This window comes from Nocardia rhizosphaerihabitans (assembly GCF_014646295.1).
GTDB lineage: Bacteria > Actinomycetota > Actinomycetes > Mycobacteriales > Mycobacteriaceae > Nocardia > Nocardia rhizosphaerihabitans.
In genome coordinates, this window is sequence record NZ_BMNE01000012.1 from 102,821 (window position 1) to 124,124 (window position 21,304).

General features: G+C 66.5%; 26 protein-coding genes and 1 tRNA gene. 18 read left to right on the top strand and 9 right to left on the bottom strand.

The window, feature by feature from the left end:
• The first annotated feature begins 23 nt into the window (after window positions 1-23).
• The 4 genes from IEY60_RS32765 to IEY60_RS32780 all read left to right on the top strand — a co-directional run bounded on the left by IEY60_RS32765 (window position 24) and on the right by IEY60_RS32780 (window position 2,429).
• A complete protein-coding gene (locus tag IEY60_RS32765; RefSeq protein ID WP_189034415.1) occupies window positions 24-260 on the top strand; it encodes a BrnT family toxin in 237 nt (78 codons plus the stop codon).
• Window positions 261-265: 5 nt separating this feature from the next.
• Entirely contained in the window at window positions 266-652 is a 387-nt protein-coding gene (locus tag IEY60_RS32770; RefSeq protein ID WP_229740327.1) for a hypothetical protein, read from the top strand.
• Window positions 653-1,077: 425 nt separating this feature from the next.
• On the top strand, window positions 1,078-1,440 hold the full coding sequence (locus tag IEY60_RS32775; RefSeq protein WP_189034416.1) for a hypothetical protein: 363 nt from the start codon (window positions 1,078-1,080) through the stop codon (window positions 1,438-1,440).
• A gap of 491 nt (window positions 1,441-1,931) precedes the next feature.
• Window positions 1,932-2,429, top strand: coding sequence for a hypothetical protein (locus tag IEY60_RS32780; protein ID WP_229740328.1), 498 nt, complete (start codon window positions 1,932-1,934; stop codon window positions 2,427-2,429).
• A 72-nt stretch (window positions 2,430-2,501) separates the two neighbouring features.
• Here IEY60_RS32780 and IEY60_RS32785 read toward each other — a convergent pair whose 3' ends face one another.
• Entirely contained in the window at window positions 2,502-3,092 is a 591-nt protein-coding gene (locus IEY60_RS32785; RefSeq protein ID WP_189034417.1) for a cysteine hydrolase family protein, read from the bottom strand.
• Between the two features lie 26 nt (window positions 3,093-3,118).
• Here IEY60_RS32785 and IEY60_RS32790 point away from each other — a divergent pair, with 26 nt between their 5' ends.
• The 3 genes from IEY60_RS32790 (at window position 3,119) to IEY60_RS32800 (ending at window position 5,512) form a co-directional block, all read left to right on the top strand.
• A complete protein-coding gene (locus IEY60_RS32790) occupies window positions 3,119-4,159 on the top strand; it encodes a GlxA family transcriptional regulator (RefSeq protein WP_229740329.1) in 1,041 nt (346 codons plus the stop codon).
• Window positions 4,160-4,445: 286 nt separating this feature from the next.
• Complete coding sequence (locus tag IEY60_RS32795) at window positions 4,446-4,697, top strand: hypothetical protein (protein ID WP_189034418.1); 252 nt, start codon at window positions 4,446-4,448, stop codon at window positions 4,695-4,697.
• 545 nt (window positions 4,698-5,242) lie between these two features.
• Complete coding sequence (locus IEY60_RS32800) at window positions 5,243-5,512, top strand: hypothetical protein (protein ID WP_189034419.1); 270 nt, start codon at window positions 5,243-5,245, stop codon at window positions 5,510-5,512.
• Window positions 5,513-5,589: 77 nt separating this feature from the next.
• Here the strand turns inward: IEY60_RS32800 and IEY60_RS32805 are convergent, their stop codons facing one another.
• Window positions 5,590-6,303, bottom strand: coding sequence for a helix-turn-helix domain-containing protein (locus IEY60_RS32805; RefSeq protein ID WP_189034420.1), 714 nt, complete (start codon window positions 6,301-6,303; stop codon window positions 5,590-5,592).
• Window positions 6,304-6,700: 397 nt separating this feature from the next.
• Window positions 6,701-8,536 carry an acyl-CoA dehydrogenase gene (locus IEY60_RS32810; protein WP_189034514.1) on the bottom strand — a complete coding sequence of 612 codons (1,836 nt, stop codon included), beginning with the start codon at window positions 8,534-8,536 and terminating at the stop codon, window positions 6,701-6,703.
• 233 nt (window positions 8,537-8,769) lie between these two features.
• Between IEY60_RS32810 and IEY60_RS32815 the strand changes: the two genes are divergently transcribed.
• Both IEY60_RS32815 and IEY60_RS32820 read left to right on the top strand, forming a co-directional pair.
• Window positions 8,770-9,363, top strand: a complete 594-nt coding sequence (locus IEY60_RS32815) for an alpha/beta hydrolase family protein (protein ID WP_189034421.1) — start codon at window positions 8,770-8,772, stop codon at window positions 9,361-9,363.
• Between the two features lie 38 nt (window positions 9,364-9,401).
• Window positions 9,402-9,866 (top strand): flavodoxin family protein, encoded by a 465-nt coding sequence (locus IEY60_RS32820; protein WP_189034422.1) that lies wholly within the window; start codon window positions 9,402-9,404, stop codon window positions 9,864-9,866.
• On the opposite strand, the gene IEY60_RS32825 is transcribed toward IEY60_RS32820, so the two are convergent.
• From IEY60_RS32825 to IEY60_RS32835, 3 genes are all read right to left on the bottom strand, one after another.
• Window positions 9,846-10,535, bottom strand: a complete 690-nt coding sequence (locus tag IEY60_RS32825) for a class I SAM-dependent methyltransferase (protein WP_189034423.1) — start codon at window positions 10,533-10,535, stop codon at window positions 9,846-9,848. The two genes, IEY60_RS32820 and IEY60_RS32825, sit on opposite strands and share 21 nt — an antisense overlap.
• Before the next feature lie 24 nt (window positions 10,536-10,559).
• Window positions 10,560-11,666 carry a glycoside hydrolase family 183 protein gene (locus tag IEY60_RS32830; RefSeq protein WP_189034424.1) on the bottom strand — a complete coding sequence of 369 codons (1,107 nt, stop codon included), beginning with the start codon at window positions 11,664-11,666 and terminating at the stop codon, window positions 10,560-10,562.
• 171 nt (window positions 11,667-11,837) lie between these two features.
• Window positions 11,838-12,584, bottom strand: coding sequence for a crotonase/enoyl-CoA hydratase family protein (locus IEY60_RS32835; protein WP_189034425.1), 747 nt, complete (start codon window positions 12,582-12,584; stop codon window positions 11,838-11,840).
• Between the two features lie 125 nt (window positions 12,585-12,709).
• Here IEY60_RS32835 and IEY60_RS32840 point away from each other — a divergent pair, with 125 nt between their 5' ends.
• The 6 genes from IEY60_RS32840 to IEY60_RS32865 all read left to right on the top strand — a co-directional run bounded on the left by IEY60_RS32840 (window position 12,710) and on the right by IEY60_RS32865 (window position 17,186).
• On the top strand, window positions 12,710-13,027 hold the full coding sequence (locus tag IEY60_RS32840) for a hypothetical protein (protein WP_189034426.1): 318 nt from the start codon (window positions 12,710-12,712) through the stop codon (window positions 13,025-13,027).
• Between the two features lie 91 nt (window positions 13,028-13,118).
• Window positions 13,119-14,234 (top strand): dimethylsulfone monooxygenase SfnG, encoded by a 1,116-nt coding sequence (gene sfnG, locus IEY60_RS32845; RefSeq protein ID WP_189034427.1) that lies wholly within the window; start codon window positions 13,119-13,121, stop codon window positions 14,232-14,234.
• On the top strand, window positions 14,234-15,487 hold the full coding sequence (locus tag IEY60_RS32850) for an SfnB family sulfur acquisition oxidoreductase (RefSeq protein ID WP_189034428.1): 1,254 nt from the start codon (window positions 14,234-14,236) through the stop codon (window positions 15,485-15,487). Before sfnG ends, IEY60_RS32850 begins: the two co-directional genes overlap by 1 nt.
• Window positions 15,488-15,519: 32 nt before the next feature.
• Window positions 15,520-16,038: an NADPH-dependent FMN reductase gene (locus IEY60_RS32855; protein ID WP_189034429.1), complete on the top strand. Its 519-nt coding sequence runs from the start codon at window positions 15,520-15,522 to the stop codon at window positions 16,036-16,038.
• The gene (locus tag IEY60_RS32860; RefSeq protein WP_189034430.1) at window positions 16,031-16,528 is read left to right on the top strand and encodes a flavin reductase family protein; all 498 of its coding nucleotides are present in this window, start codon (window positions 16,031-16,033) and stop codon (window positions 16,526-16,528) included. Before IEY60_RS32855 ends, IEY60_RS32860 begins: the two co-directional genes overlap by 8 nt.
• 178 nt (window positions 16,529-16,706) lie before the next feature.
• Window positions 16,707-17,186 carry a hypothetical protein gene (locus IEY60_RS32865; RefSeq protein WP_189034431.1) on the top strand — a complete coding sequence of 160 codons (480 nt, stop codon included), beginning with the start codon at window positions 16,707-16,709 and terminating at the stop codon, window positions 17,184-17,186.
• A 77-nt stretch (window positions 17,187-17,263) separates the two neighbouring features.
• On the opposite strand, the gene IEY60_RS32870 is transcribed toward IEY60_RS32865, so the two are convergent.
• Together IEY60_RS32870 and IEY60_RS32875 are read right to left on the bottom strand one after the other, a co-directional pair.
• Window positions 17,264-17,779, bottom strand: a complete 516-nt coding sequence (locus IEY60_RS32870) for a hypothetical protein (protein WP_189034432.1) — start codon at window positions 17,777-17,779, stop codon at window positions 17,264-17,266.
• 363 nt (window positions 17,780-18,142) lie between these two features.
• Window positions 18,143-18,213, bottom strand: a tRNA-Gly gene (locus IEY60_RS32875).
• An 86-nt stretch (window positions 18,214-18,299) separates the two neighbouring features.
• Between IEY60_RS32875 and IEY60_RS36120 the strand changes: the two genes are divergently transcribed.
• Both IEY60_RS36120 and dcd read left to right on the top strand, forming a co-directional pair.
• Window positions 18,300-18,731 (top strand): helix-turn-helix domain-containing protein, encoded by a 432-nt coding sequence (locus IEY60_RS36120; RefSeq protein ID WP_229740330.1) that lies wholly within the window; start codon window positions 18,300-18,302, stop codon window positions 18,729-18,731.
• A gap of 75 nt (window positions 18,732-18,806) precedes the next feature.
• A complete protein-coding gene (dcd, locus tag IEY60_RS32885) occupies window positions 18,807-19,406 on the top strand; it encodes a dCTP deaminase (protein ID WP_189034433.1) in 600 nt (199 codons plus the stop codon).
• On the opposite strand, the gene IEY60_RS32890 is transcribed toward dcd, so the two are convergent.
• Window positions 19,319-19,831, bottom strand: a complete 513-nt coding sequence (locus IEY60_RS32890) for a hypothetical protein (protein WP_229740331.1) — start codon at window positions 19,829-19,831, stop codon at window positions 19,319-19,321. The genes dcd and IEY60_RS32890 overlap by 88 nt on opposite strands.
• Before the next feature lie 203 nt (window positions 19,832-20,034).
• On the opposite strand from IEY60_RS32890, the gene IEY60_RS32895 reads away from it, so the two are divergent.
• Complete coding sequence (locus tag IEY60_RS32895) at window positions 20,035-21,297, top strand: helix-turn-helix domain-containing protein (RefSeq protein ID WP_189034434.1); 1,263 nt, start codon at window positions 20,035-20,037, stop codon at window positions 21,295-21,297.
• Window positions 21,298-21,304 lie beyond the last annotated feature (7 nt).

Here is a 21,304-nt window from a genome sequence, read left to right on the forward strand (position 1 = left end):
CGCTGTAAAGGTAGTCTTGACACGTGCAGATTACGCAATCGGCCCGCAAGCACGGAGTGGCCGACGCGGACATCATTCACGCATGGGACAACGCTCTGCGACTCGTGGAGTTCGAGTACGACGGTGAAGACCGCGTATTGGTCATCGGCCCTGACATGGCCGGGCGGCTACTCGAGCTCGTGGCTGTTCCGGTGGCGGGACCGAGCCGGATCATCCACGCTGACAGGCTGCGGCCCAAGTTTCACGACTATCTGAGGTGATGCATATGTCTACGACCAAGAACAAGAAGGGGACGACCAAGCGCCCGGTGCGCACTCCGATCGGTGCGGTATCTCACGTCAAGACGATCAAGCCCCGTGTCACGCGGCAGCCGGCTAAGTCTCGTGCTGCCCACGCAATTGAACCCAAGTCGAAGACTGTGATCGAGGAGTCGAGCTCCGGCTTGGAAGGCCTCGAACCGCAAGGCTCTCCTGCTCGGGACGCCAAGCACTTTCGACGAATCATCGAAGCCCGCAAACAAGTTGCAGCAGCAGAAGCCGAGTTGCGTGATGCGGTGAAAGCTGCGCATGCGGCAGGTGATTCCTGGACGGTTATCGGAATGGCGCTGGACACGTCGCGCCAAGCAGCCTTTCAGCGGTTCGGCAAGGACTGAGCTGGATTCGTGCTATCTAATCCGTGTGCCCGCAAAGTATTGCGAAGATGTCGTGTTCGCGGCGGCTGCGCGTTACACCTTTTCGCTGTGAGATCAATCATGGCCTAGAGCAGGGATAGCTGGGTAATCACCGATGTTCGGCATTGAGTCGACATTTCTCCCCTGCCGTTCATCCGCGTGTGTAGTCCACGCACCCTCGCTCTCGACTTGCTATCCAGCGGGTTTACCGCGGTCGAAGCCGCTCGGTGTGGCTCCGAGTATCACGTGACGAAGGACCGAAGTGCAATCCTCACTCCGGGTTGGTCGCCCTGATCGGTCCCGGCAAACTTTCGGCGCACGTCTGGCTAATGCCCCGAATTGCACGGGCTGGGGTGGTGTCGGTAGGTCGTGTTAAAACTTTCCAGTCGGCAACAACGTCGGCAATCATGCTTACTACCAAGGGGTTTCACTTCATGAAGAAGTTCCGCACGCTCGGTTTCGGCATCGCCATCGCGGCAGGTCTGGCAATGTTCGGTACCGGCGTGGCTACCGCCCAGGAGCCGGAGACCGGTGGCGGTCAGGAGGAGACCACCACCGGTTCGGCGGACGGACTGGCCGCGCTGCTCGAGTCCCTGGCGACCGGCTCGGCCGGTACCGACACCGAGACCGAGGACGCGACGGCGATCAACGAGGAAGAGGACGAGACCGGCACCGACACCGGTTCCGCTTCGGGCCTCGCCGCCCTGCTCGAGGCCCTGACCACGGGCTCCGGAGGTGCCGAGGAGCCGGAGACCGACCCGGTCGACTGATAACCGGCTGTACATCGAATGCCCTGCCACTCGGCGGGGCATTCGTCGGTTCCGGGCAGCGGATTCATCGCGCCCCGATCGGTGGATTCCGACCCGCCGTTACGCGAATTCGCTGTGAGATTACTCATTTCCGACAACACTGATTGCTGAACCATTGCGGCACAGTCGATTTGGCGCCGATTTGGTCTACCGACCAGTGTTTTGTTCCACGAGCTAAGAAGTTGCCTGACCCATTCTGGGCGGCCGATCCAGTGTTGCCACGGCGCCAACATTCCGGCCGGAAAAATGCGGCAACTCACCGGCATCTGAACAGCCCACTGCCCGAATTCCTGCCGCTCCTCGTCGCCCGAAACGCGTGTTAGAACTTCTGTGCCCAGTCCGCGGGACTGGCAAACAGGGAATTTCGAAACCCCCGCTCGGGTGGCGAACATGCGGCCGCCCAACGCGTTTCACCTGATGATCCTTTGGCGAGAAGTGGTGTGGAGGAAGCGTTGAAAAAGACAGTAGCTATCGCACTGGCGGCGTCGTGGTCGCTGATGATGGTGCCCGGCCTGGCCGGCGCCGACACCGGCAGCGGCACGACAGGAAGCGGCGTGATCGACACCGGCAGCGGAATCCTCGGCGACCTACTCGACACCGGCAGCGGCATTCTCGGCGGAAGCTCGGGCGGCTCGTCGGAAACCGTCCAGCCGTGCAACACCTCGACCAAGTCCGGCGGTGAGGGCGTCACCAACACCACCCACCAGCTCGGCGTCACCGGCCCGACCTCGTTCGTCCTGTCCTACGAAACCCTGAACATCCCCGACCGAATCCAGGTCTTCTACGAGGGCGGCCAGGTACTCGACACCGGCTACATCGGCGACAACATCAACCAGGGCACCGGCTCCGCAGTCGTCTCCCTCCCCGCGGGCTCGACGACGACAGTGACCGTCCGCGTCAGCGGCATGGACGACACCCAATGGGAGTACACGGTCAACTGCCCGTCCTAGGGTGATCCGGGCGTGAAACAGCGAATGCCCCGCTGAAGGCGGGGCATTCTGCATTTCCGTGGGGTGGTGCGCTCAATTCAGGTCTGCGCTGCTTGGTACGACTACGCCGTAGAGGTCCGTCAGGGTCGCGAGGGCGCTGCGGTGGAGCTGTTCGGCGGGGATATCGCCTGCTGAGGTGGGGAGGGGGCGGGTGGCGCAGGCGTTGGCAACGACGGTGGGTTTGTTGCCGCGGAGGAAGGCGCCTTCGGTGGTGAAGGTGACGCACATGTGGGTCATGAAGCCGGCGATGATGACGGTGTCGTTGCCTGCGGCGTCGACCAGGTCGCCGAGGTCGGTGCCTACGAAGGCGTTGGGGACGGTTTTGACTACTACTTTTTCGTCGGGGGTGGGGGCGACTTCGGGGTGGATCTGGCCTATTTCGGCGGTGATGTCGTAGGGGGTGTCTTTGCCGCCGTCGTTGATGACGTGGATGACTGTGGTGCCGGATTCTCTTGCCTTGCTGAGCAGTTCGGCGGCGGCGTCGAGGGCGGGGGACCAGTCGGTGAGTTCCATGATGCCCTGGGTGTAGGTGTTCTGGTAGTCGACCAGGATCAGGGTGGAGTCGGCGAGGGTGGCGGGGGTTTCGTCGAAGCCGTTGAGCTGGCGGAGGGTCGTCGAAGTCATGATCTTCACGGTATGGAGCGGCGGGGATGTCGGCAATGTCATGTAACCTGCAGATTCGGACATGCCGAGGAGGGCTGATGGCGACGACGGATCGGCTTGTCGTGATCGTGTTGTTCGATCGGGTCGATCTGCTCGATGTCACCGGGCCGCCGGAGGTCTTCTCGTTGTTGCAGCGGGAGATGGACGGGCCGACGGGGTATCAGGTGGTGCTGGCAGCCGAGAGTATGGAGCCGGTGACCACCTCGGCGGGCGTTCGGGTGCTGCCGGATGTGACGTTCGCGGAGGTTTCGGGGCGGCGGATCGACACGGTGGTTGTCCCGGGGGCGGTGGAGACGGACGGTGGTCGCCGGGTGCGGGCGGTGGTCGATGCCGAGGTTGTCGACGCGGTGTCGGTGCTGGCCAAGGGGGCTCGGCGGGTGGCGTCGGTGTGCGTCGGTGCGCATATTCTGGCCGCGGCCGGGCTGCTCGACGGGCGGCGGGCCACCACGCACTGGTCGACCGCGCAGCAGCTCGCGGCCGAGCATCCGGCGGTCGAGGTGGATGCCGATCCGATCTACATTCGGGACGAAAACATCTGGACCGGAGCGGGTCTCACGGCGTGCCTCGATCTGACGCTGGCGCTCGTCGCCGATGACTTCGGGGACGAGATCGCTCTGCGGGTGGCGCGGCAGTTGGTGATGTATCTGAAAAGGCCGAGCGGTCAAAGCCAATTCAGTGTTTCGCTCGAGCCGGTCTCGACTACGCGGCGCATCGACGATCTGCGGCTCTACATCGCCGGAAATATCGCGCGTCAGCTCACAGTGACGGATCTGGCCGAGCATGCGCATGTCGGTGAACGGCAACTCACGCGGATCTTTCGCACCGAGCTCGGTATGACGCCTGCGGCCTACATCGAATCGGCGCGGGTGGAAGTGGCTCGGCATCGGCTGGAAACGACGGACGAAACACTCCAACGTGTCGCTGCCGCTTGTGGTTTCAATACGGTCGATACCTTGACGCGGGCGTTCCGGCGACGGCTGGATACGACTCCGGCGGAGTATCGCAACAGGTTTCGGATCGGCGGATGAGGCGCCGGGGCGATAGGCACAGAAGTGCTGCGAACTGTATCGACGGCTCGGGCCGGTAGGTCCGGAATTCGGCGAACGGCCAGGGGTGGTCGGGCTCGTGAGTCGTTGGGGAGTGGTCGATATGTCGTATAGACGCTGGTCGGGCGAGGGCGGCTGAGCGCGTCGGCTCGGTGTGGGCTGTCTTGCCCCCATTTCATCGGTCTCCCGGGTGCCGTGCGGCCGCTGTTAGACATCTCGTATGGGCGGAATGAACTCCGCCGGAAATCTGAAATATGAGGTGTTCACAATGAGCAAGATTCGTGTCTTCGGGGCGGCTGTGGCAGCGGCGGCGAGCATCTCGCTGCTCGGCGCGGGAGTCGCGGTGGCCGCGGATGAGCCCACCACCGGCTCGGCCGAGGCGCTTCTGTCCGGGCTGACCACGGGCACAGCGGAGACCGACGCGGTCGCCGAGGAGCCCGCCGGTTCGCTCGAGGGTCTGGATCTGGCCGCGCTGCTCGAGCTGCTGTCCAGTGGCTCGGGTGAGGCTCCGGCCGAGTAATGCGGATGCGCGGGTGCCCGTCGCTGGTCGGCGGGCGCCGAGTTTTCTTGCTGTTCACTTCAGGCGCTGCTTCCGTAATTCTCTCGTGATATAAATTCGGCGATACGTCTGAAGGAGAGAATGTGAACAACGCCATCATCGCCGATACCGGTTCCGCAACCGAACTGCTGGACATCGTCAACTTCCTGAGTCTGATGTCCTCGGCCTCGGGCAGCCTGCTGCTGGCCTGAGTCAGGCTTCACCGGCGCCCGTCGAATACTCGGCGGGCGCCGGTGCTGTGTGCAGGGGAAATCTGCCCGATAGTGCTCGGGATGGATTCCGGCGATAGTTTTCCGCACGGCGATTGTTATGCGCGAAATGCCTAGGTGTGACGCAGGTCTACTTCTGGCGATGTATTCGCTGGTCGGTGAAAGTGAGCGAAGGCAATTGGACGCCTCACGTTTCACTCGTGTTCATAGACACGTATGTACCCGAACATCTGGTCTGCTAAACATATTCGCGCCAGCCGATTTCCGGTTCGGTGACAGAACTTCAGGAGATTATCAATGCGCAAGATGCGTACCCTCGGCATTGTCGCCATCGCGGCGGGCATCATCTTCGGCGGCACGGGTGTCGCCTCGGCCGACGAGACCGTTTCGGGCTCGGCCAACCTGGTTACCGGCCTGTCGAACCTGCTGAGCTCCGGCTCCGGTGAGACCAAGCCGCTGCCGACCGCCGTTGCCGACGACGAGGTCGTTTCGGGCTCCGCCAACCTGGTTACCGGTCTGAGCAACCTGCTGAGCTCCGGCTCGGGCGAGACCAAGCCGCTGCCGTAATCAGCCACACGCGTGCGAAGCCGCCGTGGTTAGTGCCTGCTGGCATCTCTGCGGCGGTTTTTCGTTTCCGCGGTGGGTTACCGCGCGGGGATCAGGCGGTAGAGCCACCAGGGACGGGTGGGGAAGGCCGGGTCGTAGATGCGCAGGAGCAACCGGCGTTCGATGCCGGTGCTGCGTTCGCGGACACGCAGGTGCCGGCGGGCGATGTCCTGGGGGCGGACGTCGCTGGTCCACACGGGATCCCAGTCGGGGGATTGGCCGCAGGATTCGGTGATCGCGGTGACGCGCTGGGTGGGCGAGAGCGGGGCGAGCATGCGGAAGGCATGGACAAGGATCTGGGCTTCGGTGGTCCAGTCGATGAAGACCTTCTTCGCCGCCGGATCGAGGAACATCCACTCGAGCATGTTGACGCCCGCACCGAGGCCGGGGAACAGACGCTGGTAGTCGGCGTTCGCGGCGAGCAGGTCCATGGTGGGGAAGCGCTGCAGGCAGGCCGGATGGGTGAGGCTGGCCAGATCGGCGAGGTCCTCCGCGGACGGTGTCGCAGGCGCCGTGCCGGAATCGAGGGCGGGCAGGCCGAGAACCAGGATGTGCTTGCGATACCAGAGCGGCACATCCAGCGAATCGAAAAGTCGCTGCAACATAGCGGGATTCGGCACCAGCGCACCCGACTCGATCTGACTGATCAGCAACGGCGCCATCTGCGCCCGCACCGCGAGCTCGGTGCGCGCCAGACCCGCCGCCATCCGCCGCTCGCGCAAATACACACTGAGCGCAGTACTTTCACCCATCACGACCCCCGAGCTCACCCCGCACCGACGGTAATTCCCAGGGTACGCCGTGGAATGTCGCGCGAACCCCTCGTTCGCGCGACATCGTCGCCGGATCGGTGTCAGCCCACGGCGTGCGCGGCCACCCGCACCCGGCCGGGTGGTGCGTGTCGCGAACATGCTGCAGGCGTTGCCATTCGGCGGGCCCTTCCGGCTGGTTCGCCCAATAGACCGCAACGACGAACGGTCCGGAGTCAAGAGACTCCGGACCGTTCAACTGGTCTCGTAAGAACAGTCTCGTAAGAACATGGGTAACTCACCGGGAACCGGCTAACTCCCCACGTCCCTCACCGCCGGCCGCGTACCAGGCCGATCACCCACCTGGGTCTGGCCTGAATACGCGGAGAGGCGGAACAGCTCAGAAGGCGGCTTCGTCCAGTTCCATGATGTCGTTGTCCAGGTTGGCCAGGATCGCGCGGGTGGCGGTCAGCTCGGGCAGGACGTTGCGGGCGAAGAACTGCGCCGAGGCGACCTTGCCGGTGTAGAAGGCGACATCGGAGCCGGTGGCGCCGTTGTCCAGGGCGGCGAGGGCGATCTCGGCCTGCTGCAGCAGCTGCCAGCCGATGAACAGGTCGCCGACGGCCATCAGGAAGCGGACCGAACCGAGGCCGACCTTGTACAGCTCGGTCGGCTGCTCCTGGGCGCCCATCAGGTGGCCGGTCAGGGTGGCGGCCATGGTCTGGACGTCCTCGAGGGCGGTGGCGAGCAGCTTGCGCTCGCCCTTGATGCGCTCGTTGGCGGAGTCGGCGTCGATGAACTTCTGGATCTGGCCTGCCACGTGGGCCAGGGCCACACCGCGGTCACGCGCGATCTTGCGGAAGAAGAAGTCCTGCGCCTGGATGGCGGTGGTGCCCTCGTACAGCGAGTCGATCTTCGCGTCGCGGATGTACTGCTCGATCGGGTAGTCCTGCAGGAAGCCGGAGCCACCGAAGGTCTGCAGCGAGTCGGTCAGGTACTGGTAGGCGCGCTCGGAGCCGACACCCTTGACGATCGGGAGCAGCAGGTCGTTCACGCGGAACGCGACGTCCTTGTCGGCACCCGAGACCGCGGCGGCGATCTCTTCGGTCTGGTGGGCGGCGGTGTAGAGGTAGATCGCGCGCAGGCCCTCGGCGTACGCCTTCTGCATGGCCAGCGAACGACGCACGTCCGGGTGGTGGGTGATGGTCACGCGGGGCGCGGCCTTGTCGGTCATCTGGGTCAGGTCGGCACCCTGGACGCGGGTCTTGGCGTACTCCAGCGCGTTCAGGTAACCGGTCGACAGGGTCGCGATGGCCTTGGTGCCGACCATCATGCGAGCGTTCTCGATGACGTCGAACATCTGCGCGATGCCGTTGTGGATCTCGCCGACCAGCCAGCCTTTGGCGGGAACGCCGTGGCCGCCGAAGGTGACCTCACAGGTGGCCGAGGCCTTGATGCCCATCTTGTGCTCGACGTTGGTGACGAACACGCCGTTGCGGTCACCGTAGGTCTCGGTCTCGAAGTCGAAGTGGACCTTCGGGACGTAGAACAGCGACAGGCCCTTGGTGCCCGGGCCCGCGCCCTCGGGGCGAGCCAGCACCAGGTGCATGATGTTCTCGAACATGTCGTCGGAGTCACCCGAGGTGATGAAGCGCTTGACGCCCTCGATGTGCCACGAGCCGTCTTCCTGCTTGATCGCCTTGGTGCGGCCCGCGCCGACGTCGGAGCCGGCATCCGGCTCGGTCAGCACCATGGTGGCGCCCCAGTTACGGTCGGCGATCTTGGCAGCCCACTGCTTCTGCTCGTCGGTGCCGTTGTTGAAGAACACCTGGGCGAAGCCGGCGCCCGCGGCGTACATCTGGATCGGCGGGTTGGCGCCGAGAACCATCTCGGACAGCGCCCAGGTGATGGCGGAGGGAGCGTTCAGGCCGCCGAGCTCCTCGACGACGCCGACCTTGGCCCACTCGCCCTCTTCGAGCGCCTTGTAGGACTTCTTGAAGGACTCGGGCAGGGTGACGGTGTGGGTGTTCGGGTCGAAGGTGGGCGGGTTGCGGTCCGCGTCGGCGAACGACTCGGCCAGCGGGCCCTCGGCCAGGCGACGGACCTCGGAGAGCATCTCCTTGACGGTGTCGGTGTCCAGGTCACCGAAGGTGCCCGCATCGAGCAGCTTGTCGATGCCGAGGACCTCGAAGAGGTTGAACTCGAGGTCGCGAACGTTTGCCTTGTAGTGGCCCATGTGAGTACTCACTCTCCGTTGAGTTCTGGTGCGGTCGGTTGTGCGCCGTTCCCGCCCGTCTGACGTCCACCGGGGTAGCCTTGCCGGTTTTCCGCATGCTACTCGCGGGTAACTTACCGACCATATTACCGGTGGGTAATCCTCTCGGCAAAGGGGCTGGGAGCAATGTGACGTGAAAAACACGCGCGAGCGCGGAGATGTTGCTCGCCGCGGGCGCGGGGCTACCGTGAGGTGTGCGCATCGAGACGAGTGCCGGACCCGCCGAGATCGAGCTCGACGAGATCGCCGAGCCGGCCTTCTTACTGGTGATCACGCACGGCGCCGGCGGCGGTGTCGACGCGAAAGACATTCTGGCGGTGCGAGATTCGGCGATCGAGGCCGGTGGAACGGTCGCTCGGGTCGTGCAGCCGTACCGGGTCGCCGGGCGCCGGGCGCCGGGGTCGGCGGACAAGCAGGACGAGGCGTGGCTCGAGATCGTCGCCGCGTTGCGTGATCGGTTTGCCGGGGTGCCGGTTGTCCAGGGGGGTCGCAGCAACGGGGCGCGGGTGGCGTGTCGGACGGCCGTCGCGGTGGGTGCGCGCGGGGTGATCGCGCTGTCTTTCCCGCTGCATCCGCCCGGGAAACCGGAGAAGAGCAGGCGCGAGGAGCTGCTCGCGCCCGGTGACATCGAGGTCGTGGTGATCAACGGTGGCAGCGACCCGTTCGGGGTGCCCGATGCCGCCGACGCGGCCGAGGTGACAGTGATTCCGAAGCAGGCGCATTCGTTCCGGACCGGGTTCGACGTGATCGCGGCGACAGTGGAACCCTGGTTCGCCCGCTGGCGCTAGGCTTCTGCGGACAGCTTCGTTCGAGAGGCAGGGGGACCATGAAAGCGCTCATCGTGTGCACGTCCAAGTCGCACGGCAACACCAGGAAAGTCGCCGAGGCCATCGGGTCGGTGCTCGACGCGCGGGTGGTCGACCCGGCGCAGATCAGCGCGGCCGAGCTCGGCGAGTACGACCTGGTCGGCTTCGGGTCGGGGGTGTACTGGATGACGCTCGACGCACGGCTGCGCGAGTTCGTCGACGCGCTGCCCGTCGGAGCAGGCCAGGAGGCGTTCGTCTTCGCCTCCAGCGGGCTGCCCGAGCCGGGATTTCGCCCCTACCTGCGCAATCTCGGCGACCAGCTGGTCGACAAGGGGTTCGAGGTGGTCGGTGGCTTCGCCTGCCGCGGGCTCGACACGATGGGGCCGCTCGGGCTCGTCGGCGGGCTGAACAAGGGGCGGCCCAGCGCCGACGACCTGACTTCGGCGCGCGAATTCGCCGAGCAGCTACGCGGACGCTTCGCCTGATTCCGGCAGGTCGCGTTCGGCGACCACCAGGGCGTCGATCGCGTCGGGCCCCTCGGTCGGGCGCAGAACCGCGTCGGCGATGCGAATCGTGAGATGGTCGCCCGCCGCGCCGAGCTCGGCCCGGATGTCCTCGGGCGTGAACAGGATCGCCGGGTCCTGCGGGCCGCCGTAACCCTGGGTGAGGTTGCGGGTGTCGTGGCCGAGGACCAGGAGCATGCCGCCGGGGGAGATCATGGCGGCGAGTTCGCGCAGCAGGGCGCCGCGCTCCTCGGCGGGCAGGTGCACGAACACCATCAGGATCAGCTCGTACGGGCCGGTGATCCCGGCTGCGGCGAGGTCGGTGATGTCGGCGCAGTGCCAGTTCACCCGGGAGCGGACCGAGCGGGACAGGCGCGCGGCGACCGTTCTGCCCTTGTCGATGCCTACCTGGGAGAAGTCGACGGCGTCGACGTGCCAGCCGTGGGTGGCCAGCCAGAGCGCGTGGCGGCCCTCGCCGCAGGCCAGGTCGAGTGCGCGTGGCAGGGGAGGTGGTGTGCCACCGGTTTCGTCGGGCAGTAGGGGAACGCGGCGATCGAGGCCGTAGACATACTCGACCACCGTGCTGTTCGGCGGTGCGCCCCAAACCAATTCACTCTGGGCATATCGAGCATCCCACTCCGCCGCGTCCATGCCATGCAGTCTATGGGGGCGACGCTACAGGCGGGTACGCATCAGGACGACGTTGTATTGGGTGTGGATGGTCGTCATGAAGTAGAGGTCGCGGCCGGTTTGGTACGGGAAGATCGACGGGGCGTAGGCGGTGGGGAGTTCGCGGGCGTCGATCAGGACCTCGGGGGCGCTCCACGGGCCTGCCGGAGAGGGCGCGCGGCGCATCACCACGGAGTTGAACGGGTCGGTGGTCAGAGAGATGAACTGGCCGAGGTACTCGTTGTACATCACCGACAGCTCGCCGACGCCGCCCATGATCGGGGCCGCGGCGTTCACGTCGTTGAGCTTCCAGCCGCTGCCGTCCCAGTACTCGTAGGCGCCGAGGTTCTCGATCTCGGCTTCCGGGACGCGCGCGATGAACGCGTCGTTGTTGCGGCCCGAGCGGGTGCCGTACTCGTAGACGAAGCCGCCGTCCTTGAGGAAGGCGTTCATCTGGAAGTTGCTGTTGCCGCCCTCGTCGGGGCGGCGGGTGTGGGCGAGATCGGCCCAGGTCTCGCCGTTGTCGGCGGAGGCGGCCAGGCCCGAGTAGCTCGTTGTCCACTCGCCCGGCGCGTCCCAGGTCTTCACCGACATCAGCGACAGGTACTGCACGCCGTTGGCGGAGATGCCCGCGGTCGGGATGCGGCTGATCTCCAGGAACGGGATCTTCGGGCTGGGGATGAGATCGCGCGCCTGGCCGATGACATCGCGCACGACACTGTCGAAGAAGATGCCGCTCGCCGGGTCCTTGGTGTGGCTGCGGACCAGGATGTTGGACCGCCACGCCCAGGTGCTGCCCGCCAGCAGGTTCGGGAAGCCGATGCCGGCGGTGTCGCCGAAGGCGGTCAGCATCTCGCCGCGGCCGTTGTCCCACATGATGCCGAGGTCGGTGCCGAGGACGTTGTAGTTCTGGGTGTTGTTCGGGCTCGCCATGCCCGTGACCTGGAAGACGGCTTGCGTGCGCCCGTGCAGCGCTGGCAAGCCGTGGGTGCCGTTGAGGACGGGAATCGGGTTGATCGCGTTCGGATTTGCCACGGCGGGCGTCGCTCCGCTCACCAGCAAGGCCGTGGCACCCGCCAGTGCGGCCAGCAGGATGGAACCGGTCTTGTTCACGGTCGTCGGCGCCTCCAGGTCACGCCGAAATCGGGGACGCTCCAGGTTCAGCTGTGTCGCGTACCACATTTCGACTGATGGATGAATCGCAGCGATGTTAACAGTGGATAGGAGCCGTGTGGGCTACCTCGATTCGTGAGTCGGCATGAACAATTGTCCAATTGCCTGGCGCTAGCTACCAGTCAGTGCCTTACGCAGCAGCAATGGCACCTGGGCCGCTCGTTCGGCGGCGAAGGTCGCGCGAGAATTCCGCTGCCAGGAGCGGTCGAATAGGCGCTTGGCCGCGGCGACGGCGCGCGGATCGCGGGCGGTGATCCGGTCGGCGAGGATTTCCGCCGCCGCCTGCGGGTCGTCCGCGATGTCGGTGATCAGGCCGATTTTCCGAGCGTGCGCGGCGTCGACGGGGTCGGCGGTCATGGTCAGCAGCAGGGCCTGGTCGATGCCGATGAGCTGGGACAACGAGGCGGCGCCCGACATGTCCGGAATCAGGCCGTGCGCGGCCTCCATGACCGAGAATTCCGCGCTCGGCGCGGCGATGCGGAAATCGGCGGCCAGCGCGAGCTGCAATCCGCCGCCGAAACAGCGGCCGTGCACGGCGGCGATCACCGGAACGTCCAGGCGTCGCCAGGCCCAGCAGGCTTCCTGGAATGTGTTGGTGCCGCGCCACGGTCGTGGCAGGAATTCGCGGACGATAGCCAGAGGGTCGCGGGTGGCGGCCGCGATATCGAGTCCGCTACTGAAACTCGGCCCGTTGCCGCTCACGATGACGACCCGGGTTTCTTTGTGCTCGGCCACTTTTCGGGCCGCGGCGACCAGATCGCGCAGCATTTCCAGCGTGAGCCCATTGTGTTTGCCGGGACGGTTCAAGGTGATATATGCGCGGTCGCTCTCGAAGCGTGCGGTGATGTGGTCTCCCATGGGGCTATCTTACTCGCGAGTCAGTTCCGGGTCGGTGGTTCGGTGTGGCCCTGGGGGCGGTGGTGCGGCATGATCCTCCACGGCTGCGCATCGGCCGATGCGCGTCGATCGAGAGGACTCGAGTAGTGCGAATCTGTCTGATCGCCGCGGCGCTGATCGCCGCGCCGATGCTTTCTGCTTGCGGAAGTGGCGACGACGCGCCCGCGGTCACCCAGGAGCAGCTGTCGAAGTCGTTGCAGGACAAGGGGCTGAAGAACCCCGAGCTCGCCGATTGCGCGGCGAAGGTCTTCCTCGACTCGGGGATGTCGCAGGACGGGTTGCGGGTGATGGTGTCCAACTCGCAGTCCGGTGATCCGGCGAAACTGCTCGGTGAGGACGACGCGGCCAAGGTCAGTGCCGCCCAGTCCAAGATCGCGGCGGATTGCGTGCGCTTGGGTAGCTGAGGCTCGCGCGTATCGATCGCGCCGATTCAAACTCTCGTCGGGCTCGGTCGCCGGTGTTGCACTGGAAGCGCCGTCGACGACAGGAGCCATCATGACCACGGAGAGAATCGCCGATCAGGTCTCGTTCGCGTACTGGGTCCCCAATGTCAGCGGTGGCCTCGTGACCAGCGATATCGAGCAGCGGACCGGCTGGGATTTCGAGTACAACCGCAAGCTCGCGCAGACCGCCGAGCGCAACGGGTTCGAGTACGCGCTCTCGCAGGTCCGCTACACCGCCTCCTACGGCGCCGAGTTCCAGCACGAGTCGACCTCGTTCAGCCTCGCGCTGCTCGGGGCGACCGAGCGGCTCAAGGTGATCGCTGCCGTGCATCCGGGACTGTGGCATCCGGCTGTGCTGGCGAAGTTCGGCGCCACGGCCGATCATCTGTCCGGTGGCCGGTTCGCGATCAATGTCGTGTCCGGGTGGTTCGCCGGTGAGTTCCAGGCGCTGGGCGAGCCGTGGCTCGAGCACGACGAGCGCTACCGGCGCAGCGCCGAATTCCTCGAGGTGATCCGCAAGATCTGGACCGAGGACGCGGTGAACTACGGTGGCGACTTCTACCGGATCCGCGATTTCACGCTCAAGCCCAAGCCGCTCAATACCCCCGAGCGTCCGAATCCCGAACTGTTCCAAGGTGGTAACTCCACCGCCGCCCGGCGCAACGGCGGCCGCTACGCCGACTGGTACTTCTCCAACGGCAAGGACTTCGACGGGGTCACCGAGCAATTGGACGACCTTCGCGAGGTCGCCAGGGCCAACGATCGCGAGGTGAAGTTCGGGCTCAACGGGTTCATCATCGCCCGCGACACCGAGAAGGAAGCCCGCGACACCCTGCGCGAGATCGTCGAGAAGGCGAACAAGCCTGCGGTACAGGGGTTCCGGGACGCGGTGCAGCAGGCAGGGGCGTCGACCGCCGATCGCAAGGGCATGTGGGCCGACTCGACCTTCGAGGACCTGGTCCAGTACAACGACGGTTTCCGCACCGGCCTGATCGGCACGCCGGAGCAGATCGCCGAGCGGATCGTGGCGTACCGGGCACTCGGTGTCGACCTGATCCTGGCCGGGTTCCTGCACTTCCAGGAAGAGATCGAGTACTTCGGCGCGAAGGTGCTGCCGCTGGTACGTGAACTGGAGGCCGCCGCAACCCCGGTCGCGGCGGGACGCTGATGACGGTGGTGACCGCCGAGCGGATCACCACGGCCGCACAGGCATTGGTGATCGCCGCCGAACTCGCCGACGAATTCGCCAGGGGCACGGCCGAACGCGATCACGCGCGCCGGCTGCCGCATGAAGAGCTGGACCAGCTTTCGGCCAGTGGGTTGCTGGCGATCACGGTGCCCTCGGTCTTCGGTGGTGCCGATCTGCCGCCGAGTGTGGTCGCCGAGGTGTTCCGGATTCTGGCGGCGGGTGATCCCAATATCGCGCAAGTGCCGCACAGCCATTTCGTGTATCTGAATCTGCTGCGGCTGGCGGGAAGTCCCGCGCAGCAGCGGGAGTATTTCGGGCGGGTGCTTGCCGGTGCGCGGATCGCGAATGCGCAGTCCGAGCGGGGTGGAGCCAGTCTTGCCGAGATCGCGACGACAGTGCGTTCGGCTGACGGGGGATTCGTCGTCGAGGGGGCGAAGTACTACTGCACCGGATCGCTGTTCGCCGATGTACTCGCTGTACTGACCAGACTCGATGACCCGCACGGTGTTTCGGGGCTGGCGCCTGGCGAGTACGTGGCTTTCGTCGCGGCGTTGGAACCAGGGGTTCGCATCGTCGACGACTGGGATGCGCTGGGGCAGCGCACGACCGGCAGCGGGACCGTCGAGTTCGAGCGGGTGCAGGTGAGTCGCGAGCAGTTGGTGGCGCGGGCTGCCGCGGTGCAGGCGCCGACCGGATACGGGGCATTCGCGCAGCTGCTGCATGCCGCGATCGACGCGGGTATCGCGCGTGGTGCGCTCGATGCGGCGGTCGAGTTCGTGCGGACGCGGAGTAGGCCGTGGTTCGAGGCGGAGGTCGCGCGGGCCGTCGACGATCCGCTGGTCGTGCAGCGGTTCGGGGAGCTGGCGGTGTCGGTGGGCGCGGCCGAGGCGGCGCTGGTCGTCGCCGGTGCGGCGGTCGACGAGGCAGTGGGGGCGAGGGGGCGAGGCTCGGCGAGCGCGGCCGATGGGGCGCAGAGTGCGGGAGATGATGCCGCGCAGGCGTCGATCGCGGTCGCGACGGCGAAGATCCTCGCCGATCGTGCCGCGAACGAGGTGTCGGCGGCGATCTTCGAGGTGGGCGGTACCCGTAGTGCCGCGGCGGCTCATCGGCTCGACCACTACTGGCGCAATGCTCGCACCCACACCCTGCACGACCCGGTCCGCTGGAAGTACCAGCACATCGGGCGCGCGGTGCTGCAGGACCGCCCGCCGCCGCTGCACGGCGTCGTCTGAGCACCGGTCGATATGAGAGTGAGGACATCCCCGTGACAGTGACCGTCGTCGTCGGAAATCCGAAACCGGCCTCGCGCACCCTGGACGCGGCGGTACGCGTCGCGCGGGCACTGCGCCCCGGCGCCGAGCCGGAGGTGATCGACCTCGTGACCCTCGGGCCAGGGCTGCTCGGGTGGGGCGATCCTGAGGTGGCGAGTGCCGTGCGCACCGTATCCGCTTCGGAGCTGGTCGTTTTCGCCAGTCCGACCTTCAAAGCCACCTACACCGGACTGCTGAAACTGTTCCTCGAGCAGTTCGACGGTGGCACCGGGCTGGCCGGGGTGCTCACCGTTCCGGTGATGCTCGGTGCCGGGCCGACGCACGCACTCGCACCGGACCTGCTGCTCAAGCCGGTGCTGGTGGAACTCGGCGGGACCGCGGCACTGCCCGGCCTCTACCTCGCCGACCGCAGCTTCGCCGAGGACGGCGTCATCGAGGCATACGCGCAACGCTGGGCGCCCGTCGTCGCGGCACTGACCGACCGGCCCGTGGAGGCAACGAATCATGCATGAGCTCTTGGACTTTCCCGCCGACGGCAACGGCCTGCGCCGCGCCTTCGCCAACTTCCCCAGCGGCGTCGTCGCCGTGTGCGCCGAAATAGACGGCACCCCACACGGTTTGGCGGTGAGCACCTTCGTCCCCGTCTCGCTCGACCCACCGCTGGTCTCGTTCTGCATCCAGAACTCGTCGTCGACCTGGCCCGAACTGGCCGCCGCGGGCCACCTCGGCCTCAGCCTCCTCGGCACCGACCAGCAAGCGGCCGCCAAGGCCCTCGGCGCCCGCAACGGCGACCGCTTCCGCGAAACCGCCCTGCACCGCGGCACCGGCGAAGCCGTCTTCATCGACGGCGCCACCGCCTGGATCGAAGGCGTCCCGGAAACCCACGTCCCCGCGGGCGACCACCTCGTCGTCCTGCTCCGCGTCAACCGCATCGCCGCCCGCGAAGACCTGGACCCACTCGTCTTCCACGCCAGCAAATTCCGCACTTTGCACACGGGCTGACCAACGCCATTACGACGAAGGCCGCGGCGTTGCCCAACGTCCCCTCCAGCGCGTTCGTTGGGTGTTCGCCAGGAGGCCTGGTCGATGAGACCTACGCCGGCGAAGCAGCTCGCCAAGTGTCGTTGTGGAGCCTTCGCCGCGTTCTGCCGGGAAAAGTCTTCCTGACTACCATGCCGTCATGTTGTCATCGAGGGTCTGGACGCGCGTTCTCTCCGGGCTCGGCGCCTGTGTCGCTGCTGTTCTGGTGTTGCTCTACGGGTTCGTATTGCTGGTCGAAGGTATGCCTGACGAGGAGGTCTCGGCAGGCAGTCACGCCCTGGGCGTTACCAAGCTGATTGTCGCGGGTACGGCGGGTGTGGCATTGATCGCTGGTGCCGCGAGCGGGTGGAGGTGGGTGATCCTTGGTGGTTGTTCGTTGTTCTTCGCCGATTTCGCACTCTGGCTCGTTTGGTACTCAGGGGTTTTCAGACTTCCGACTTACGAGCATCCCGAGCCTGGCCCGGTCCCGCAACCACCGTTGTTTTGGTTGGTGCTGGTAACCGTCTGGGGCGTGTTTCCCGGTCTGCTCGCAATGCTCGCGCGTCGACGGCCACCCGAACGTGCGCTCGATCGTCCACAACTGCCGCCGACCGGACCCGCGAGCGTCTGTCGCGGATGATCCAGCGGCGCAGCGACGGAGCGCTCAGTATCCCGCGACCGTACGAGGGACCAGCAGGTTCTGTAGTTCACGGAGCGTCACAGTTGGGACCATGCGACCTCGAACCATGGTGAGGTTCGTCCAGCCAGCAGCTGGAGGTGGAAGTCAGGGCCTTCATGTGTCCGATCCTCTTCGGGATCGGTGAGTTGACTGATGGTGCAGATGTAGTCGCCGTTCGGGAGTTCGATACCGGACCCGTATACATCCTTGTCGTCGTTCACGGCGGAGTCCGCGAACTGGGCAGCCATGGTGACCGTGTCCAAATTGACGACGACCAGCTCACCACGCGTCACGGTGATGGGGCCGGCGATTTGCCTGATGACCGGCAACCGCGGATCTACCGGCGAATCCGAAAGGTCGATCCGCCATTGCTCCTCGCCGCCGGTTCCCCAGAGCAGCATCGTCCGCTGCCGCATCTCCGATTCGACGCGCTCGAACAGCATCTCCAAGGTCCAGTCTTCGCCCACGAACGACGTGTACGCGTGTGGGTCGACAAGACCGAGGAATCCCGAGTCATCGGTCATTGCGTCGATCCGATGCTGAATCTGCGCCATGCGGTAGTCCTCCCCGGATTGATCACCGAACCCTACCGGCACAATGCTCGGTCGAACACCGAGCACACTCCAACGGCGTCCGCGAAGAAGTCGGAACAGCGTTCCCGGAAGTGTTCCGGCGCAAGGGAACTGACAGCCCTGGCGTGCTGATCGGCAGCGCCGAAGCCTGCGATGCGCAGTCAGCAACGTACGCTCATTCCGCTTACCGCGCCTTCCCGGTCGACGGATGGCCCTGGTCTGGGTGGCGAAGCTCGTTCCAGTGCCTGAGTGGCACGTGTGTGGCACGGAGCCTGATCGAGTACGAAGGGGTCAGACCAGCAGAAGGACGAAAGCCCCCGGTTGACCTGGGGGCTTTCGGCTTTGAGCCGATGACGGGAATCGAACCCGCGCTGTCTGCTTGGGAAGCAGAAGTTCTACCATTGAACTACATCGGCGTGCGATCTATCGAGCGCGTTCGCGACTCTATCAGACCGGCTCGTGTGCCGGTCAACTCTTGATCGGGCCTCTTTCAGAGGTAGTGGTGGAGGGCTGTCGTGGTGAGGGTGGCGGCGGACAGGGCCAGGAGGGCCGCGGGCTGGGTGAGGGCGCGGACCTCGCTGGGGTGCCCGACCTGGCGGCGCTGCGCGCGGAGGCCGTCGCCTGCTGCGGGGCCGGGGCCGGCCTCGATCCCCGGGTCGCGTTCGCCCTGGACCACCTCGACGCGGCATCGCTGACCGAGCTGGCGCACTCGATCGGCCTGTCCGCGCCCCGGCTGCGCGGCCTCGTGCGGGCGCAGCTCGGTGTTCCGCTCGCCCGGCTGCGCCGGTGGGACCGGCTCCGGCAGGCCGTCGTCGCGCTGCCGGACGGGTCGGTGGCGGACGCGGCTGCTCGCGCCGATTTCGCGGATCAGGCGCATCTGACCAGGACCGCGCGCGAGCTGGTCGGCCGGACGCCCTCCTCGCTGCTGATCTGATCGCGGACCACCGGTCGGGCGGGCTTCCCGGGTGCGGGCGGTCTACCTGCGGCGTCCGCTGCTTAAACTGGGCGCGTGCTGCTCTCCGATCGTGATATCCGGGCCGAGATCGCCGCTGGGCGCCTCGGTGTCGAACCGATGCTGGAGTCGATGGTGCAGCCGTCGAGCATCGACGTGCGGCTCGACGGGCTGTTCCGGGTGTTCGACAACAGTCGGTACACCCATATCGATCCGGCCATGCAGCAGGACGAGCTGACCAGCCTGGTCGAGCCGAAGCCGGGTGAGCCGTTCGTGCTGCACCCTGGCGAGTTCGTGCTCGGGTCGACGCTCGAGGTGTGCTCGCTGCCCGACGACCTGGCCGGACGGCTCGAGGGCAAGTCGAGCCTGGGCAGGCTGGGACTGCTCACCCACTCGACGGCGGGGTTCATCGACCCGGGCTTCAGCGGGCACATCACCCTGGAGCTGTCGAACGTGGCGAACCTGCCCATCACGCTGTGGCCGGGGATGAAGATCGGGCAGCTGTGCCTGATCCGGCTGACCAGTCCGGCCGAGCACCCGTACGGCAGCGCGGCGGCCGGATCGAAGTATCAGGGGCAGCGCGGGCCGACACCATCGCGGTCGTACCTCAACTTCCCGTTGCCGCCCGCCTCGCTCGACGCCGTCGAGACCCGCTGAGAAGTCAGCGACAGGGCCAGGTGCAGCACCAGCGACAGCGGCGGTAACACGTCGTCGGCACTGGGCGGGCGCACCCAGTGACAGCCCTCGCGGCTCCATCGGCCCAGGCTGGTCGGCAGCATGACCGCGCTGCCGATGCCGGGGACGTCGATGTCGAGGCCGCGCAGTTCGGTGGCCACGTCGGCGGGCGGTCTGGCGTCGGGGTCGGCGAGCAGGCTCCAGCGGATCTGCCTGGCCAGCACCGGCCCGGCCCTGCGTTGCTCCCGTAGCGTCGCCAGCACCAGCTCGGCTCGCGTGGTGGGCAAATGCACCACGCAGAGCCGATCGGTGATCGGCAGCATCACGAAGCCACCACGCTCGCGAACGGGTAGCCCGAATTCGCGCTGGTAGCAAGACACCCAGTCGTCGACAGTTCTGGCTTCCACTCTTCCAAGGATCCCGGGTGCGCGCGTTCGTGACCACTGCCCCGCACCGCCCTTTCACTGCCTCAGGCAACCGATTCCGCGAAGCTGTGGCGTGTCTCACTGTCGCACTCGTACTCTGGAGTCAGTCGTCCGTCGCGAAAGGTGACGCCGTGGTCGGGGAGTGGACAGGCAGAGAGGCCAGAGCCCTTCGCGATGCCAAACGAATGAGCATCCGGGAGTTCGCGGCTCATCTCGGCGTGCACGAACGGCTGGTGTCGAAGTGGGAGGCCGGTGGCGAGCGCGTGCGCCCGCGGCCGGTGAATCAAGCCGCGCTCGACACGTCGCTGGCTCGCTCCGACGACGTGGTCCGCGCACGTTTCTCTACTCTTTTGGCGCCCACCGGCGCCGACGCCGACCTGCTCGCCTTCGTCGACGCCGGTGCGGTCAAAAGCGCTGTGCCCGAGGTGATGTCGGAGAGGGAGTTGATCATGGCGGCAGCGCACGAGGCGAGCGAGCACGCGGCCGCCGCGGAGAGCACCAATGTCGGCGCGACGACGCTGGCCCAGCTCGACGCCGACGTCCGGCGCATCGCCAACGAATACGTGCACGCCGCACCGGCGCCGATGATGGTGGAGATGCTGCGCGTGCGGCGCCGGGTGTACCGACTACTAGACGGGCAGCAGAAGCCGGTCGACACCAGTCACCTCTACCTGCTCGCGGGCACGCTGTCGGGTCTGATGGCCAACGCGAGCACCGACCTCGGCTACCTCGACGCCGCGGGCGAACAGATCAGGGCCGCTTGGGCTTACGCCGAACTGAGCGGGCACAACGGCTTACGCGCGTGGACCAGGGGCATGCACGCCCTCATCGAGAACTGGTCGGACCGACCGCGCAACGCGGTCCAATTGGCGCGCAGCGGACAGGAATTCGCAGGCCAGGGGCTCGCGCGGGTACGGCTGCTCAATATCGAGGCCAGGGTGTGGGCGCGGCTGGGCAGCGACGCCGAGACCGATCGCTGCCTGCGCGCGGCCGAGGCCGTGGTGAGCGACCGGCGCGACGAACTGCACGACGAGATCGGCGGCGTGTTCGGCTTCGGCGCGCCGAAGGCCGCCTACTACGCGGGCGCCACCTGCATCCAGCTCGGCCGGGCCGAGCAGGCACTGGCCGCCACCGAACGCGCCATCACGCTGTACTCGAGCGGGCCCGCGCTCCAGCGCTCCTACGGCGCCGAGTCCCTGGCCCGGGTCGACAACGCCGCGGCCCACCTCATCAACGGCAGCATCGACGGCGCCGCCGACGCCCTGCGCCCTGTCCTCGGGTTGCCCGAGGATCGCCGCATCGCCCAGCTCGGCGAGCGGCTGGTCGGCGTCCGGCGCCGCATCGCCGCGCCCGCCTATCGCGACGCCTTCGAGGCGCGCCAGCTCGACGAGCGGATCGAGGAATTCTGCGGCGCCACCGCCGCCGCGGGCCTGCCACCAGGCAGATGAGGGGCGG